This is a genomic window from Phycisphaeraceae bacterium (genome assembly GCA_020851465.1).
GTDB lineage: Bacteria > Planctomycetota > Phycisphaerae > Phycisphaerales > Phycisphaeraceae > JADZCR01.
In genome coordinates this window covers 148080-163086 of record JADZCR010000003.1, presented here as the reverse complement: position 1 = coordinate 163086, position 15007 = coordinate 148080, and the positions used below count along the sequence as shown (strand labels likewise).

14 protein-coding genes are annotated in these 15007 nt (G+C 60.4%); 8 read left to right on the top strand and 6 right to left on the bottom strand.

Translation table 11 applies throughout. The features are described from left to right. The first annotated feature begins 8 nt into the window (after window positions 1-8). Both IT444_04085 and IT444_04080 read left to right on the top strand, forming a co-directional pair. Window positions 9-959: a hypothetical protein gene (locus tag IT444_04085; protein MCC7191944.1), complete on the top strand. Its 951-nt coding sequence runs from the start codon at window positions 9-11 to the stop codon at window positions 957-959. A gap of 119 nt (window positions 960-1078) precedes the next feature. Beyond that, window positions 1079-1438: a PqqD family protein gene (locus IT444_04080; GenBank protein MCC7191943.1), complete on the top strand. Its 360-nt coding sequence runs from the start codon at window positions 1079-1081 to the stop codon at window positions 1436-1438. 13 nt (window positions 1439-1451) lie between these two features. Here the strand turns inward: IT444_04080 and IT444_04075 are convergent, their stop codons facing one another. Beyond that, entirely contained in the window at window positions 1452-2504 is a 1053-nt protein-coding gene (locus tag IT444_04075; protein MCC7191942.1) for a class I mannose-6-phosphate isomerase, read from the bottom strand. A 171-nt stretch (window positions 2505-2675) separates the two neighbouring features. On the opposite strand from IT444_04075, the gene IT444_04070 reads away from it, so the two are divergent. Next, window positions 2676-3482, top strand: a complete 807-nt coding sequence (locus IT444_04070) for a hypothetical protein (GenBank protein ID MCC7191941.1) — start codon at window positions 2676-2678, stop codon at window positions 3480-3482. 197 nt (window positions 3483-3679) lie between these two features. Further along, entirely contained in the window at window positions 3680-5335 is a 1656-nt protein-coding gene (locus IT444_04065; GenBank protein ID MCC7191940.1) for a glycosyltransferase family 39 protein, read from the top strand. A gap of 14 nt (window positions 5336-5349) precedes the next feature. Here IT444_04065 and IT444_04060 read toward each other — a convergent pair whose 3' ends face one another. The 3 genes from IT444_04060 to IT444_04050 all read right to left on the bottom strand — a co-directional run bounded on the left by IT444_04060 (window position 5350) and on the right by IT444_04050 (window position 8853). Continuing rightward, entirely contained in the window at window positions 5350-7014 is a 1665-nt protein-coding gene (locus IT444_04060) for a UbiD family decarboxylase (GenBank protein ID MCC7191939.1), read from the bottom strand. Between the two features lie 101 nt (window positions 7015-7115). Further along, entirely contained in the window at window positions 7116-7928 is an 813-nt protein-coding gene (locus tag IT444_04055) for a pyrroline-5-carboxylate reductase (GenBank protein ID MCC7191938.1), read from the bottom strand. Window positions 7929-7941: 13 nt separating this feature from the next. Further along, window positions 7942-8853, bottom strand: a complete 912-nt coding sequence (locus tag IT444_04050; protein MCC7191937.1) for a prephenate dehydrogenase/arogenate dehydrogenase family protein — start codon at window positions 8851-8853, stop codon at window positions 7942-7944. 115 nt (window positions 8854-8968) lie between these two features. Here IT444_04050 and IT444_04045 point away from each other — a divergent pair, with 115 nt between their 5' ends. Next, complete coding sequence (locus tag IT444_04045; GenBank protein ID MCC7191936.1) at window positions 8969-9958, top strand: acetyl-CoA carboxylase carboxyltransferase subunit alpha; 990 nt, start codon at window positions 8969-8971, stop codon at window positions 9956-9958. Window positions 9959-10058: 100 nt separating this feature from the next. Then, complete coding sequence (locus IT444_04040) at window positions 10059-10880, top strand: sugar phosphate isomerase/epimerase (GenBank protein MCC7191935.1); 822 nt, start codon at window positions 10059-10061, stop codon at window positions 10878-10880. A gap of 87 nt (window positions 10881-10967) precedes the next feature. On the opposite strand, the gene IT444_04035 is transcribed toward IT444_04040, so the two are convergent. Then, window positions 10968-11723, bottom strand: coding sequence for a hypothetical protein (locus IT444_04035; GenBank protein MCC7191934.1), 756 nt, complete (start codon window positions 11721-11723; stop codon window positions 10968-10970). A gap of 122 nt (window positions 11724-11845) precedes the next feature. Further along, window positions 11846-12622: a hypothetical protein gene (locus IT444_04030; GenBank protein ID MCC7191933.1), complete on the bottom strand. Its 777-nt coding sequence runs from the start codon at window positions 12620-12622 to the stop codon at window positions 11846-11848. A gap of 338 nt (window positions 12623-12960) precedes the next feature. Here IT444_04030 and pheA point away from each other — a divergent pair, with 338 nt between their 5' ends. Continuing rightward, window positions 12961-14055, top strand: coding sequence for a prephenate dehydratase (gene pheA / locus IT444_04025; GenBank protein ID MCC7191932.1), 1095 nt, complete (start codon window positions 12961-12963; stop codon window positions 14053-14055). A gap of 117 nt (window positions 14056-14172) precedes the next feature. Next, window positions 14173-14985: a phytanoyl-CoA dioxygenase family protein gene (locus tag IT444_04020; protein MCC7191931.1), complete on the top strand. Its 813-nt coding sequence runs from the start codon at window positions 14173-14175 to the stop codon at window positions 14983-14985. Window positions 14986-15007 lie beyond the last annotated feature (22 nt).

The following is a 15007-nucleotide window of genomic DNA, read 5'->3' as shown; positions in this document are numbered from 1 at the left end:
AAGCAAGCGTGACCTCCTCCTCTCCAACACCTTTACACCGGCCGGCACCCGCGCCGGGTCTGCGCCCGCTGGGATGGGCGGGCCTGCTGACCCATGTTCCTGATAGCTATCGACCGCATCAGATCGCAGGCGACATGCGGAAAGGGATGATCGTCCTCGCGGATGATGATCGTCCTCGCATCGAGATTTCCTGGGAGCGGCTGCGCAAGCCCGCCGACGGCGAACGGATGCTGTGTCGCCGCTTTGGTTCGCGGGCGGAAGCTGCTGAAAAACTGCACAATCCCGCTGCCGCGCCGATGATGCTCCTGCGTGATGCCGACAAGGAACGTGACCGCGCGATCGCTTATTTCCCAGCGACGCAACGTGTAGTCGAAGTGCTTTATCTGCACGGCAATTCCCGTGAGAATCTGACAATCCGTCAGGAGACACTCAGCGGATTGGTCGATCAGCCTGCCGACGGCGATCAGCGGTGGGCTTTTTTCGACGTGAGTTTTATCGCTCCCGCCGGCTTCCTTTACGCGGAGGCAAAGCTGAACCTCGGCGACATGGCGGTGACGCTCAATCGCGGCACGCAGGAGTTCAACGCCCCGTCCGTCACGATCCGACAGATTTATCCCACGAAACTCGCGCTGTCGCGGTTTCCGCTGGAAAAGTGGCACGAAGATTACGTGCGGTCCCTGCGTCACCTTTACGCGGATCAGGGCGCGGGCTGGTTTCGTCGCGGCAGCCCGCAAAAAGCAGCGGTCCGCACGCCGCGCGGCGTGGGCTTCGTCACGCAGGCGAAACTCCGACCGGCACTTCGACCCTTCTACTGGCGTACGCCGCGCTGGATGCGATTCCTGACTCTGCACGATCAGGATACGGATCGGTTACACCTGCTGCGGGCGACGGGTAACGATCCAAATGACACGCTGTTGGATTCCGTGACAGCGGGTTTGCAATGGGCGTGGAAAGGTTGAAGGTCAACAGCGTTTTCGTTGGCGTGCTCGTGACGGATCAATGAGCGATGCTATCGAGTCAAGGCGAAGTGCGCGGGATGGCGTTACACAAAACTGTCGTGAGTCGGTAGTGTGGATGAATGGCAGCACGGCCTCCCAAACTCACCCGCGAACAAGCGATGCGCGCCCGGCCGGTGACGGCACGCATCATCGGGCGTGAGCCGCTCGAAGGCGGCGGTGAGCGGCTCACCGTGCCCTTTGTGCCCACGGGTTTTCAGAAGTTTTTCTTTCGTCAAACCCAGGGCATGACCCGGAAGTTTGATCTGGACGCCTTCGGCCTCGAAGTGCTGGCGATGTGCGACGGACAAAAGAGCGTGCGTCACATCGTGGACACGTTCGCCAGGAGACACAAGCTCCACCCCGCCGAGGCCGAGCGCGCTGTCACGATGTTTTTGCAGACGATGATGAGAAAGGGACTGGTGGCGATGGCGGTGGAGTGAGCGTCGCTGACGTTTACTTGAGGGGTTCCGCCAGTGCCTGCGGGAAAGTGACTTCGAGCCAGGTCGTGTCCAGGTCGAATTTCGCCCTTGCTTTATCGAGGTGGGCGGGGATCAGCAGCGTCTCCCCGCGTGTGAACTCGACCGCTCCCGCGCCGTTGCCGGGGGTGATGGTTCCCTTGCCTTCGAGCACGATCCACACCGCCGGCTGGTCATACGGAACTTCCTGTTCATACGACTCGGTCATGCGGATTTTTTCGATACGGAAGTGCTCGCAGAGCACGAGCCGACTGACCGTCGTGAACATCCCCGCGACGTGGGATCGCTTTTCAAACTGCCGCACGTCCGGCGGCCCGAAGTGGATGCACTCCATCGCCTGTTCGATGTGAAGTTGGCGGCCGGTTCGTCCCCAGTCAAACACGCGGAATGTCGTGTCGCTGGGAGTCTGCACCTCCGCCACCAGCACGCCTGCACCCAGAGCATGACATGTTCCGCTGGGCAGGTAGTGGCAATCACCGGCTTTGACCGGAACCTTAATCAACGTCTGCTCGACCGCTTCCGATGTGCCGCTGGCGATGGCGGCACGAAGCTGCGCTGGCGTCACGCCGGGTCGAATCCCTTTGTAGATGGCGGCTCCGGGTTTTGCGTCGAGGATGTACCAGGCTTCACTCTTGAGGTACGCATCGGTATGCGATTCACACCACGCAGTGCTTGGGTGGACTTGCACTGAGAGGTTATCGCCGGCATCGAGAAACTTGATCAGTACGGGGAAGCCGCCCTCGGCGTCAGGCTTGAGTCGTCCGAGGAGGTCTGCGCCGTAGAGCTGCATCAGATCGTGGAGTGTGCGACCGGCGAGCGGACCATTGCGGACGATTGAGCGTTCCGCCGCTCCGCCGCCGCCGGATACCGAAGTGGTCGCCAGATCGGCGAGTTCCCATGACTCACCGATAGCCGTGGCGGAGTCACCCGGCAGCTTTCGTCCCAGTTTTTCGAGGGCGCGACCACCCCACACTTTTTCTTTGTAAATGGGTTCGAGCTTCAGAGGATAAAGCAGAGGGCGGTCGGTCATATTGGCGGTGTCTCAATCTCGCAGTTTGGCCCGGTCGAGGCTTCACGCGATTTCACTAATCGGCGTGCGAAGCATATCTCTTTAGTTTTACAACACTTCCAGAGGATGCTCAGTTCTTGATTTCGGCAAACGCGCGTCGATAATGATATAGGTCATCAAGGAGGTACAGCCATGCTCAACAGCACGAAGCTCAGTATCGCGGTCGTGGCGTTTGCCGCAACTATTGCGTCACCCGGCTTAGTTACCTGTGCCGATGAGGCTCGATTTGGCGGAACGGCAGGGCGACTTGAGCGCGTCTCAAACGTGGAGCGATCTGACATCCGCTACATCGAGGCTGCGCCGCTGGTCTATCGCAGCTCGTCAGGCACGGAGGCTACACGCCGTCAGCTCAGCCCGGAGGTTTCCAAATACCCCGTTCTCGCATCCTCGGACTCGCTGCGCGGCAACAAACCTAATCCGCCTGTCGTCACCACGCGACGTGTTTATTACAACCCGTCTGCCAATACTTCGGCACGGTCATCGACGACTAATGCAACCCTGGCGAATTATGAGCAGCTTCAGGTCGTGGATTCGCGGCCGATCGATGCAGCATCACCCGCGCCTCTCCCGTTGAACGAACGGTATGAAGGCACCGATGCAGTCAGCCCGCGCAACGAATCCGTGCGGACCTACTCCAACAATCGCGCCAGTGAGGCGTCGTATCGCATCGGCGTGGGGTACAGCGATTACGGCCACCGCTCGCGGACGAGCGTCGGATTCTCATATTCGAGCGGCTACTCACGGTACTACCGCAGCGGTTACTACGGATATCCGGGCTATGGTTATGGCTACGCGCCGGTGTACTATCCCGCCTACTGCCCGCCGCCGGTGGTCTATTATCGCCCGTACTATGGCGGCTACTGCGGGCCGAGGTATTACCGACCGGCCTATTGCGGCCCGCGATCAGGATTTTACTTCTCGTTCCGTGGTCGATTCTGATCGATTGCATCAGACGAAAACGGTTTCCTATCCAAATCGCGCTTGGCGAACTGCGGAATCAATCCGAGTCAGTTTCAGTACGTCGGCATGGATTCGTCGTTGATAGGCGATGCGGGTGTTCATTTCCCTTGATACAGACGCAGCGGTAAACTGAGATATTCATGTCGGCGGGGGCCGACACCCCTTAGGGAGTCTGCGTGTCGAGTCTGAACCAGATGGTCAGCCGCGTCCTGACTGCCGGAACTCCCGTTGTCCGCTTGGATGACGAGGCGTGGAATACCGCACGGGTTCGCACCGGGGTGGCACTGGGGATCGTACTCACCATCGCGTTGTCGCTGCGGGTCTGGGGAGTCGGGTTCGGGCTGCCCTATCTCTACCATCCGGACGAGCCGAGCAAGATTCGCACGGCCATCAAAATGCTCCATTCCGGGGATCTCAACCCGCATTATTTCAAGAAGCCGACCCTGCAAATCTATCTCACCGCCGCAGCCGGAGAGGCGTATTACCTGTTCGGGCGGACGGCAGGCTGGTTCAACGACATCAAAGACATCCATCAGACGGTCTGGCTGACCGGCGGCGTAGGGCGGATCGACACGCCGGGCTTCATTGTGATCTCACGGCTCATCACCGTGGCGTTCGGCGTCGCAAGCGTGGGCATGCTCTTTCTCATCGTCACGCAATTGACGCGCGATCGCACCATCGGTCTGCTGGCAGCGGCGATGCTTGCTGTCTCCCCATCACACGTTGCCTCAAGTCGCTACATCCATCCCGATGTCGTGATGCTATTTTTCCTGCTGGTCGTCGTCTGGGCCTGCCAGCGGATCCTTGCGCACGGTCGATGGCGTGACTACGCGCTGGCGGGGATCGCCTGCGGCCTGGCGACCGGATCGAAATACAACGGCTTCTTTGCAATCGCGCTGCCGATCATCGCCTACTTCGTCTCCGACAAGTGTGAGCACAACAAGGACTGGAAGCTCGCGCTGACTTTCGTGCTTGCACCGCTGGCGTTCCTTGCGACGACGCCTTACTCGCTGATCGACTGGCAAACCTTCATCGGCAACATTCTCATCGAGACGATCCACTACGCCAACGGCCACCCGGGGATGGAAGGCGGTGCGCCGCTGTGGTACGCGCATTATCTCCTGTTCTTCGAGGGGCCTATCGCCGTGCTGGCACTGGTGCAGATGGCTCGGTGCCTGCGTCGAAACAGGCGCGAGCCGGCCACGATGTTTCTGATGTTGTTCCCGATCATCTATTTCGTCATCATCGCCAGCGTGCCGGTGCGAAATGAGCAGACGTTGCTGCCGGTGATGCCGTTCCTTTGCATTTTCGCAGCTATGGGATTGGCGGATTTTTTCCGATGGATGACGCGCCAGCGGAATGAACGGGTTTCCATCGCCTTTTCCCCGATCATGGGTCTTGTCGCCGCCGCGCTGCTGGCATTGCCTCTGGTTCGTGTCGTGCAGGCGAACGTCCGGCTTACCACGACTGACAGCCGGGAGACAGCACGAGACTGGCTGGAGGACAACATCCCTCGTAATTGCCGGGTGGCGGTCGAGAGCTATTCAGCTTTCATCGATCCGGCTCTCTTTGACGTCCGGGCGGAGCGTTTTCTCTGCGTCCACGATCCGCAGTGGTACTTTGAGCAGGGGGTGGAATATTTTGTTTTTGGTGAGCCGGCGTTCGGCCGGTTTTTCACCGACCGGCAACGATACTCCGAAGAAATCGCCGGTTACGAAAAACTTTTCAACACGCTTACGCTGGTCAAGTCGTTCAACGACGGCGGGTACGAAATCCGGGTTTACCGCAGTCCGCAGGTACGTGCGCCGGGTGCTCGTCCCGCAACACGGTGAACGATCCGTGACGTCTATAAGCCGTACTCACGCCACCGTCGCCCGACGAGTTCCTTGATCGCCGGCGACATTTCCAGCAACCGGGGCCAGTTGCGGATCGCGTGGCCGTTGACTTCTTCACCCTTGATCTTGGCTGTCGCGTCGAAGCCGATTTTGTGTCCGGCTCCCAGCCGGGGCGCAGCGTGGTCGAGAATGTCGAGCGGGCCGTTGATGATCTCGATGTCGCGTCCGGGATCGCAGTTGGCCGCCAGATGAAACAGCACGGCGTTCTGATCGTGGACATCGACGTTTTCATCAACGACGACGATCATTTTCGTCCAGGCCATCTGTCCCGCACCCCAGATCGCGTGCATCACCCGGCGTGCCTGTAGCGGGTATTCCTTGCGGATTTTCACAAAGGCGCATGAGTGGAACACGCCGAACATCGGCAGGTCATAGTCGATGATGTCGGGCACCAGCGTTTTGAGCAGAGGCAGGAAGATGCGCTCCGTGGCCTTACCCATGTAGTAATCTTCCTGCGGCGGCAGGCCGACGATCGTTGTCGGATAGATGGGATCTCTGCGGTGCGTGATGGCTGTGACGGTGAAGACCGGGTAGCGGTCGGGCAGCGAGTAAAAGCCGGTGTGGTCGCCGAAAGGCCCCTCAAAAAACTCGTGGTCAGCGAGGAGCGGTTGGGGAGCTGGGTTCAACGCTGATACGCGCGGATCGTAATCCGGCGGACCGCACTCCGTACTCACAAAGCCCTCGATGACGATCTCGCTATTGGCCGGCACATGCAGATCGACCGTCTTGCAAGGCACTACCTCGATGCCCCCTTCGTTGAGAAAACCGGCAAAAAGAAACTCCGACACGCCGGGGGGCAGCGGTGCCGTCGCCGCGAAAGGCAGCACGCTTTCGCCGCCCAGCGCGATTGCCAGCGGCATGGGTTTGCCTGCTTTCTTCCACGCCCGCCAATGTCTCGCGCCGTCGTGGTGCATGTGCCAGTGCATCGCGGTGGTATTGCGCGTCAGAAGCTGTGCGCGATACATGCCGATGTTGCGGCTCAGGCGTGGTCCGTCCACGCCCGCGTCGTCGGGGTGGATGGTGTGAATCCCGCCGAAGGTGATGTATCTGCCCTGTCCGGGTTGCTGAAGGCTCTGCGGATAGCCGAATCGTGACGGGTCGCCGTCGTCCGGCCAGCACTTGATGATCGGCAGCTCAAACAGGTTCACTTGCTCGCCGGTCTTGACGACTTGCTGACACAGACCGGTGCGCACGAGACGCGGCGTCAGTGAGGCGAGCTTTGCCAGCTCCATGCCCTTTTTCACTTTGTCGAGGATGCCGCTGGGCGGTTCAGGTTTGATCAGGCGGCCGACTTTTTCCGCCAGCCCGTCAAACCCGCCGTCCTGCTCAACGCCCAGAGCCATCTCCATCCGGTGATATGAACCGAACACGTTGATCGCCAGCGGCATGGATGCGCCTTCGACAGTTTCAAAGAGCAACGCCTTACCGCCCAGATGTGCGTGATTCGGATCGTTTTTCCGGGCGTGCGGACTGGTGTGCGGTGCGGCACTCTTGCTCACGCGGTCGGCGATCTCGGTGATTTCGAGCATCGGCGACACGCGAGCCTTGACACGGTGCAACTCGCCTGCTTTTTCAAGGGCATCCAGAAAATCACGAAGGGTCGGGTAGGTGGCCATCGATGTTTAATTCCCGCTTCCCGTTCTTTCGGGATCGTACTTCATCCACAGCGCAATCGTGATGATGAGCAGAATTAGAAACTTACTCAGCAGTCCGGGCATCAGTGCCCGAGTTCTTTGGAACGCTTCTCGGCTGACTTGATCGCGTTGACGATCACGTCAATGGATTTGTTGCCGTCCATGTGTCTGGTTGCTGCCTCGGTCGTCCCGCCGGGGCTGGTCACTTTACGTCGCAGGTCGGCTGGCGACTCACCTGATGCCGCCAACAGATGGGCCGCACCGAGGATCGTCTGACGCACCAGCAGCGACGCCTGCCCTGCAAGCCCCAGCTCATTGGCGGCACGCTCCATCGCTTCCGCCAGATAAAACACATAGGCCGGTCCCGACCCGGAGACCGCCGTGATCGCGTCGAGTTTTTCTTCTTCCACCATGATCGCTTGACCGCCTGCGGAAAAGAGCTTCATGGTCAACGTCTCGTCGCCGGGCTGGGTCTTTCGGCCAAGAGAAATCCCCGCCATGCCGTAGCCGATCATCAACGGGGTGTTGGGCATCACCCGGACGATGCGGTTCACACGTCCGCCCGCGGAGGCGATGGTGTCGGCGAGTTTTGTCGTCGTCACACCCGCCATGATGGAGATGAGCACTTGATCGGCTGTCGCGTGGCTCGCAAGGTCGCTGGCTGCCTGCGTCATCACCTGCGGTTTGACCGCCACGAGAATCTGTCGTGATTCCTTAATCACTTCCGCGTTGGTCGTCACCGCACGGATACCCAGTCGCGTGAAAACCTCCCGCCTGACGTCGCTCGGATCGGATGCGATCATCGCCCCGGCCGGCAGCACGCCCTTGTCGATCGCAGCCCTGGCGATCGCCTCAGCCATGTTGCCGGCGCCTAGAAATCCCAGTTCGTAAGCCATGCCTGATGATCCTTTACTCAGCGGGTTGATCCGCTGCTTGTGCGGAGCCATGCGTCTTGAGCCACTGGTCGCGGGCGTGTTTCGCCTCGACCAATGCTGTCAGCAGGTCGCGGTCGTTTCCGGTGGCGATCCAGTCGCGCAGCCGTCCCAGTTCGAGCTGGTAGGCGTCGATAGCCTTGACAATCGCTTCACGATTGGTGGCGAAGATATCCCGCCAGATTTCCGGGTCACCGCTGGCGACGCGCGTCGTATCGCCAAAACCCGTCGAGGCAGCCTGCATTCCCCCCTGACGGCTGGCGATCGCCACCAGCGCCACAGCCGCGGCGTGCGGCAGATGACTGATCCGCGCGACCGTCCAGTCGTGATCGGCGGGGGACATCGTGATGAGTCGCATGCCCAGCCGTGACCAGAGTTGACGTACCGTTTCCAGCGCGTCGGGGTTGGTGTCGGCAACAGGGGTGATGACGCAAGGTCGATGTTGAAAGAGATTCGCCGTCGCGTGTTCCGGCCCGCCGCGTTCCCCGCCAGCCATCGGGTGCGAGCCGACAAATCGTGACGCATGTCGCGCCAGTCGTAGCGCAGCCTCGCGGCAGACGACCTGCTTAGTCGAGCCTACGTCGGTGATGACGAGATTCGGATGAATCGCAGCGGCGATTTTGTCCATCCAGTCACCGAACGTCGCCACCGGCGAGCAGAGGATAATGAGCTGGCTATCCGAAACGGCACGGTTGATGTCAGCGGTGATGTCATCCACGCACCCGCGTTGTCTGGCCTTTTCCAGAGTTTCGATCCGCCGGCCCAGACCCAGGATAGTCCCGGAAAATCCAGCCTGCTTGAGTCCCAGACCGATGCTTCCTCCCAGCAGGCCGACGCCGATAATCGCCACCTGCCGTATGGAGCCGAATTGTTCCTCACGCTGATCCATTGAGCGATTAAAATAGCAGGGAATAGCGTCGAAGGCAGAAGTACGAGGAAAAGCCCTGTTTCGGAGTGACCGGAAAGCCAGAGGACCGACCTGCCGCGGCCTCGCACATTCAAGGATGAAACCCATGACCGCGTTGAACAGCTACACCGGCACCTACGAGCTGGAATTTGAACGGCCGCTGATCCAACTGGAAAAACAGATCGCGGAACTGGAGACCCACGCCGACGAGCAGGGCGTTGATATCGCCGCTGACCTGCGCAAGCTCCGGCAGAGCCACACCGGCATGCTTAAAAAAATATACGCCCAGCTTACGCCCTGGCATACGGTGAAAGTGGCGCGACATCCGGGACGGCCGCAGGCGGTCGATTACATCCGTGCCTTCGTCAAGGATTTCTGCGAGCTTCACGGCGACCGCCATTTCGGTGACGACCCGGCGATCATCACCGGTCTGGGTCGCATCGGTTCACAAAAGTGTCTCATCGTTGCGCATAACAAGGGCAAAGACACCAAGGAACGCATCGCATGTAACTTCGGCATGGCGCACCCGGAGGGGTATCGCAAAGCTCTGGCGAAAATGAAGCTGGCGGAGAAGTTCGGCCTGCCGGTGGTGACGCTGGTGGACACCGCCGGCGCCTATCCGGGCATCGGTGCCGAGGAGCGTGGTCAGGCGGAGGCCATCGCGGTGAATCTCCGTGAGATGAGTCGTCTTCGCGTGCCGATTGTTTCGGTTGTGGTGGGTGAGGGCGGTTCAGGCGGTGCGCTGGGTATCGCTGTGGCGGATCGTGTCGGCATGATGCAGTACGCCTGGTACAGCGTCATCAGTCCCGAAGGCTGTGCCTCAATCCTCTGGAAGACCGGCGAAGCGGCATCGCAGGCCGCCGAGTCGCTCAAGCTCACTGCGCAGGACAACCTCCGGCTCGGTACGGTGGAAGATGTGATCGAGGAACCCCTGGGCGGCGCACACCGCAACCCCGATGCCGCCGCCGACAAACTCGAAAAATGGATCATCCAGTCGCTGCGTGACCTGACCAAACTCAAGTCGGACACGTTGTTAAAGAAGCGATTTGAGCGTTTGCGGGATATGGGGCAGTTTGAGGAATCCTGAAAAATCGCAGCCGCTTCCGATCCTTGTAATCCACAAGACCGTCATCGTCGTCCGCTCAACTGCCGCCGCATCCTCGCGGCAACTTCCGTGAACGAATCTCATGGCTATTCTCACGCACGGGTCCGATCTCACGCTCGCGCCGACGATTCGCCCGGTGGTCAAACAAACCGACGGCACCGTTCAGACCGCGCTGACCCGACTGGCGGAAGGGGGCTTTCGTGCGGTGCAGCTTGATGCGACGTTGCCGGGTGTTCGCTCTCGTGATCTCGATGTGCGTGCCCGGAAAGATCTGGCTGCGCTGCTGACCCGTCGCGGCCTGAGATTGGCGGGACTGGATTGCTTCGTGCCTCGGAAGCATTTCGTTCAGCCGGAAAACGCTGACCGCGCCATGGCTGCACTTCTGGCGACCATCGAGCTGGCTGCGGACCTGGGCCGTGTGCCGGTGAGTCTGGCTCTGCCGGTCGCCAATCTGGCGGAAGACATGCGGAAGGCGATCGTCGAGGCAGCGGACGGCCACGGCATACGCCTCGCCGTTCACGCGGAGGACAGCATCGACGACCTGCTCCAATGGACGGACACCACCGATCAACCGGCACTGGGTATCGGCCTTGATCCCGCGTCTGCACTCGTTCATGGTCGAGAGCCGGCAGAACTGGTTCATCGATTGCGACGCAGGCTGGCCGTGGCGCGGTTGAGTGATGTAGCAGGCAGCCGTGCATCGGGGGAGTCGGAGATCGACACCAGCGGCTTACGCAGCACGATCGGCGAGGGTGATCTGGATGTGATCGCCTATCGCATCGCACTCGATCTGGCGGGCGGACGCACCGGGCCGGTAGTGCTCGATCTGCGCGGCATGGAAAACCCGCTCGCGGCTGCGGCTCAGGCGAAAATCGTTTGGGAAAAAGCAGCATTCACGACCTGACGCGCACCGCCACTCAACGATTCGCGCAGCATCATCCAGCCGCAAAGGTGCCGATCATCTCCGCTTCATCCGGCAGTTCCGACGACATCACGCCGGCTTGGGTGCCGGCTTGGAGGCAGCGGCGGCCTGACCTTTGTCCGGCGAGGTATGTTGCAGGATCAGGCCGATACATGCGGGCACAATCATGAGCAGCGGCAGAACCAGTGCGTTATGACCGAAGTTGTCGGTCAACGCTACCCGGATGTCCTTAACCTCCGTGAGCAGGCAGAGCGCTCCGATCAGTGCCACTGTCGCGCCGCTGACCGAGGTGAAGAAGACGATGGCGACCTTGAAGAGTACGAACGCAAGCATGCCGCAGATGATGAGACCCATCAAAGCTCCGACCCAGCAGAGTTTCGATGCATTGGCTGCACCGCCGTTTTCCGCCTGACCCGCTGCGGTTGCCGCGATCGCGGTCCAGGCATTGGCGCCCAGAAATGCGCCGGCGATGCCGCCCATGATCGCCACCGCGTACTTCATCAGCGGCCAGCAGATGACGGCAAAGAGGGCAGCGAGACACCCTGAAACGATCGGTGCTGCATTCATGTGCCGTGAGAGCGCGTAGCCGACGATACCGCCGACCGCCAACGCGAAAATCACCGTGACCACCTTGTAGTATTTCGCTCCCTGGAAAAGGCAGAGCAACCCAGCCGCGAGCAGGATCGCGCCCCAGACCAATGAGAGGTTTTGTACGTGGCGCAGCAGATCACCCGGATTGGCGAGCGTGTCGATCCGCGAGAAAATCTGAGTGAGGACTTCGAGAAACCCTTCTGATCGGGGTTGGCTGGCAGCGAGAAAGAGCATGATGGACTCCTTATGAGATTGGACGGGCTTTATGAGCCTGTCGGCGAGGCTGCCGTCAATGCGTCCTTACCCGGTCAGCACGCCTCACGGCTCAGCTTCCCGACGCACATCCGGCGGCGAAGTCACTTATCGGCTTTGCGTCGCGAAAGGGTCCACTGGAGCAGGACACCGAGAAGGGTTATCAGACTCAGCGTAAGTGCCGCGACCCGCGGGCCGTGGGGAAGGTGGTCGGCTGTGTCGGGGGAATACAGTCGCAATAGCTGCCAGCCGGCCAGGACCATCGCCGCCGCACCCAGGAGCGAGGACTCAAGCGCCGCTGCCGTCAACGGTGCGAATAATCCGACGATAAATCCCACTACGCCTCCCAGCCCAGCGGAAGTCACGACGAGACGGCGACCGCCTGTTTCCAGACCGTCCCACCAGGCGCGGACCTCGTCGGCTTGTTGCTTATAGACTCCTGCGAGCCGATCGTGGAGCGATTGTTCCGTATCCGTGCGCGGCGGTTTGGTCAGGTCAACAAACTGATCCTTCACCTGCTGAGTTTCGACAGCAGGTGGAGCTGTTCCGCGCAGCATGAGTGCAGCCACGGGAAGCGTCGCCGCCAGCACAACCGCGAGACTCAAAGCCATGAATAGTCGGAAAAACCACCAGCCAAGCACTATACCCACGATGCCTCCGACGATCATCGCTGCGATCGCCAGTCCCGACATGCCCGCAGCCTGCACCAGCACGAACCCCATCGCGGCGCCGAGTGATCCGGACGTGAGGATACAGACCGGCTTGGCGAGGCGTCGCCCCATCAGCCAGAGCACCAGCCCCAGAGCCAGCACGATAAACAGCACCACCTGACCCACGCCAGGCATGCCGTCGAGCACGGTATGGAGATTTTGTGAGGGCATGATGATGCTGCTTTTGACCTGATATTGAGAGTGTATCCATCGCAGGCGGAGCATCGGACGAGCTGCGATCGCCGGGGAGCGGTCTTCTCAATCAACGATGCTTTTTGCGGAAAAGCCGCCTGCTGATGCACTCGGCTCGTTCACCATCCGCTGCGTCCGTGGCTGAGCCTGTCTAGTTATCGGAAAACACTGGGGATTCATCGTAAAACACGATCGCGGACGGAGGCGGGTGACGGCAGGGTGAGATAGCGTCTGATGCAGCGGATACGTCCTGTCGGGTCGCAGAGGTGCCGTGCGCTCTCATCAATCAAAAGCCACTCGCTACAATGCCTCCCTGAATGGATAACTCTGACGCGCAATCCAATCTCGCGCCGCTGCGCAAACGCATCGACCAGCTCGATCGGGAAATCGTTGACCTGCTCAATGAGCGGGCCAAGGTTGTCGTCGAGATCGGCAAGGTCAAGCGCGACGGCAAGACGCCCGTTTACGCTCCCGAACGTGAGCGTAAGGTTCTCGATCAAGTCCGCAGCTACAACAAGGGACCGCTGCCCGACGCTTGTCTTATCGCGATGTGGCGGGAGCTGATGAGCGGAAGCTTCGCACTGGAGCGATCATTACGGGTCGGCTATCTGGGCCCGCCGGGAAGTTTCAGCCACGTCGCCGCCCGGCGAAAGTTCGGTTCCGCGGGGGTTGAATACAACAATCTCGAAGACATACAGGCCATCTTTGATGAGATCGGCCGCGGTCACGTGGACCTGGGACTCGTGCCGGTCGAAAACTCGGAAATCGGCGGTATCGGCGAGACGCTCGATTCGTTCCTCGACACCACCGCGCAGGTGTATGGCGAGGTGCTCATCAACGTCCACCACAACGTGCTGGCGAACTGCTCGGTTGAGGAGATCAAGCGCGTTTACTCAAAGCCGGAAGTCTTCAGCCAGTGTCGCAAGTGGCTGGGTGTTCAACTGCGCCAGGCGGAACGCATCCCGGTTGCGTCAAGCTCCAAAGCAGCCGAGATGGCATCGAAGGAACCCGGAGCGGCGGCGATCGGCTCGACGCTGGCAGCCGAGATCTACAACCTCAAAATCCAGTTCGCAAACATCGAGGACAACCCCGCCAACACGACGCGGTTCTTTATCATCAGCCCCAACAGCGCCAAAGCCACGGGTGACGATAAAACCGCGCTGATGTTTACGACAGCTCACAAAGCCGGCGCGCTGGCGGAAGTTCTCGAAGTCTTTCGCGACGCGAACCTGAATCTGACGAACATCGCCAACCGCCCGAGCAAGCGTGCGAATTGGGAGTATGCCTTTTTCATTGAATGTCCCGGCCATCACACCGAGCCGCACGTAGCCAAAGCGATCGAAGCAGCACGCAAGCACTGCCTGCAACTGACGGTGCTCGGCTCGTTCCCGCGAGCCGATGAGATCGTTTAACGCTCGTTATCAGGTTGTCGCCGGGGGCCTTTGCAATACCGCAGCCGCGAAACGCAGGTGTCTGCTGCGAAGGTTGTTTTTTCATGCGTTGGAGAACCGCGCTGTTAAAATCCGGGTATGCCCGCTACCACCGCATCGACCTTTCGCGTCACCGCTGCCCATCGCCAACAACTCACTGCTGACGGATTCTTCGTCACCCCTGTGATCTTCGACGAAGCGACGATCGCCTCCGTGCGATCCGAGATGGAACGCATCTGGGGCGAGCAGATCGAGCAAGCTCAGCGGAACAATGCTGACGCGATCACGCTCGATCAGATTCGCTACCGGCCGTTTATCGCCCGGCTTCAGGAATACAGCGAACCCTGCGCTGCGTTTTGCAGGCACCCGATCATTCTCGACCTCTGCCGCGACCTCATCGGCCCGGATGCGGACATGACTTGGAACCAGACGATCATCAAGCCGCCGGCCAGCCGCGATCAGAAGTCCACGATCACAGCACGCGATAATGCCTTCGCCTGGCATCAGGACCAGTGGTACGCGCTCAAGGGTGACTACGCGAAAGACTCGAATGTCGATCTGCTGACCGCGCCGGGCAATGGTTTCACCATGTGGGTCGCTATTTCACGCACGACTGTGGACAACGGCACGCTCTGGGTCCTGCCCGGACGACATCGTGAAGGCTTGCTGGAGCACGAATGGAGTACGGAGAAACGCGAGTGGCAGGGGAAGTTTGACACCTCGTGGAAGATTCCAGCCGTGATGCGCCCCGGCCAGGCGTTGATCTTCGACAAGTATCTGCCGCACGGCAGCAGCACGAACGTATCGAACGAAACGCGGATCGCGTACCAGATCGGCTACATGGTGCCGGGATTGAAAAAGGGGCCGTCGCCGGATTTGGTGCCGGTGATGCGCGGTGGAGTGGGAGTGTGAGCCGCGGCTCAACAGGTCAGAC

Coding starts and splice junctions, on each gene's coding strand:
- IT444_04075 (MCC7191942.1), bottom strand. CDS start 2,504: ATGACCGACCGCCCTCTGCTTTATCCTCTGAAGCTCGAACCCATTTAC.
- IT444_04020 (MCC7191931.1), top strand. CDS start 14,173: ATGCCCGCTACCACCGCATCGACCTTTCGCGTCACCGCTGCCCATCGC.
- IT444_04035 (MCC7191934.1), bottom strand. CDS start 11,723: ATGCTCTTTCTCGCTGCCAGCCAACCCCGATCAGAAGGGTTTCTCGAA.
- IT444_04045 (MCC7191936.1), top strand. CDS start 8,969: ATGAAACCCATGACCGCGTTGAACAGCTACACCGGCACCTACGAGCTG.
- IT444_04040 (MCC7191935.1), top strand. CDS start 10,059: ATGGCTATTCTCACGCACGGGTCCGATCTCACGCTCGCGCCGACGATT.
- IT444_04060 (MCC7191939.1), bottom strand. CDS start 7,014: ATGGCCACCTACCCGACCCTTCGTGATTTTCTGGATGCCCTTGAAAAA.
- IT444_04030 (MCC7191933.1), bottom strand. CDS start 12,622: ATGCCCTCACAAAATCTCCATACCGTGCTCGACGGCATGCCTGGCGTG.
- IT444_04080 (MCC7191943.1), top strand. CDS start 1,079: ATGGCAGCACGGCCTCCCAAACTCACCCGCGAACAAGCGATGCGCGCC.
- pheA (MCC7191932.1), top strand. CDS start 12,961: ATGGATAACTCTGACGCGCAATCCAATCTCGCGCCGCTGCGCAAACGC.
- IT444_04070 (MCC7191941.1), top strand. CDS start 2,676: ATGCTCAACAGCACGAAGCTCAGTATCGCGGTCGTGGCGTTTGCCGCA.
- IT444_04055 (MCC7191938.1), bottom strand. CDS start 7,928: ATGGCTTACGAACTGGGATTTCTAGGCGCCGGCAACATGGCTGAGGCG.
- IT444_04050 (MCC7191937.1), bottom strand. CDS start 8,853: ATGGATCAGCGTGAGGAACAATTCGGCTCCATACGGCAGGTGGCGATT.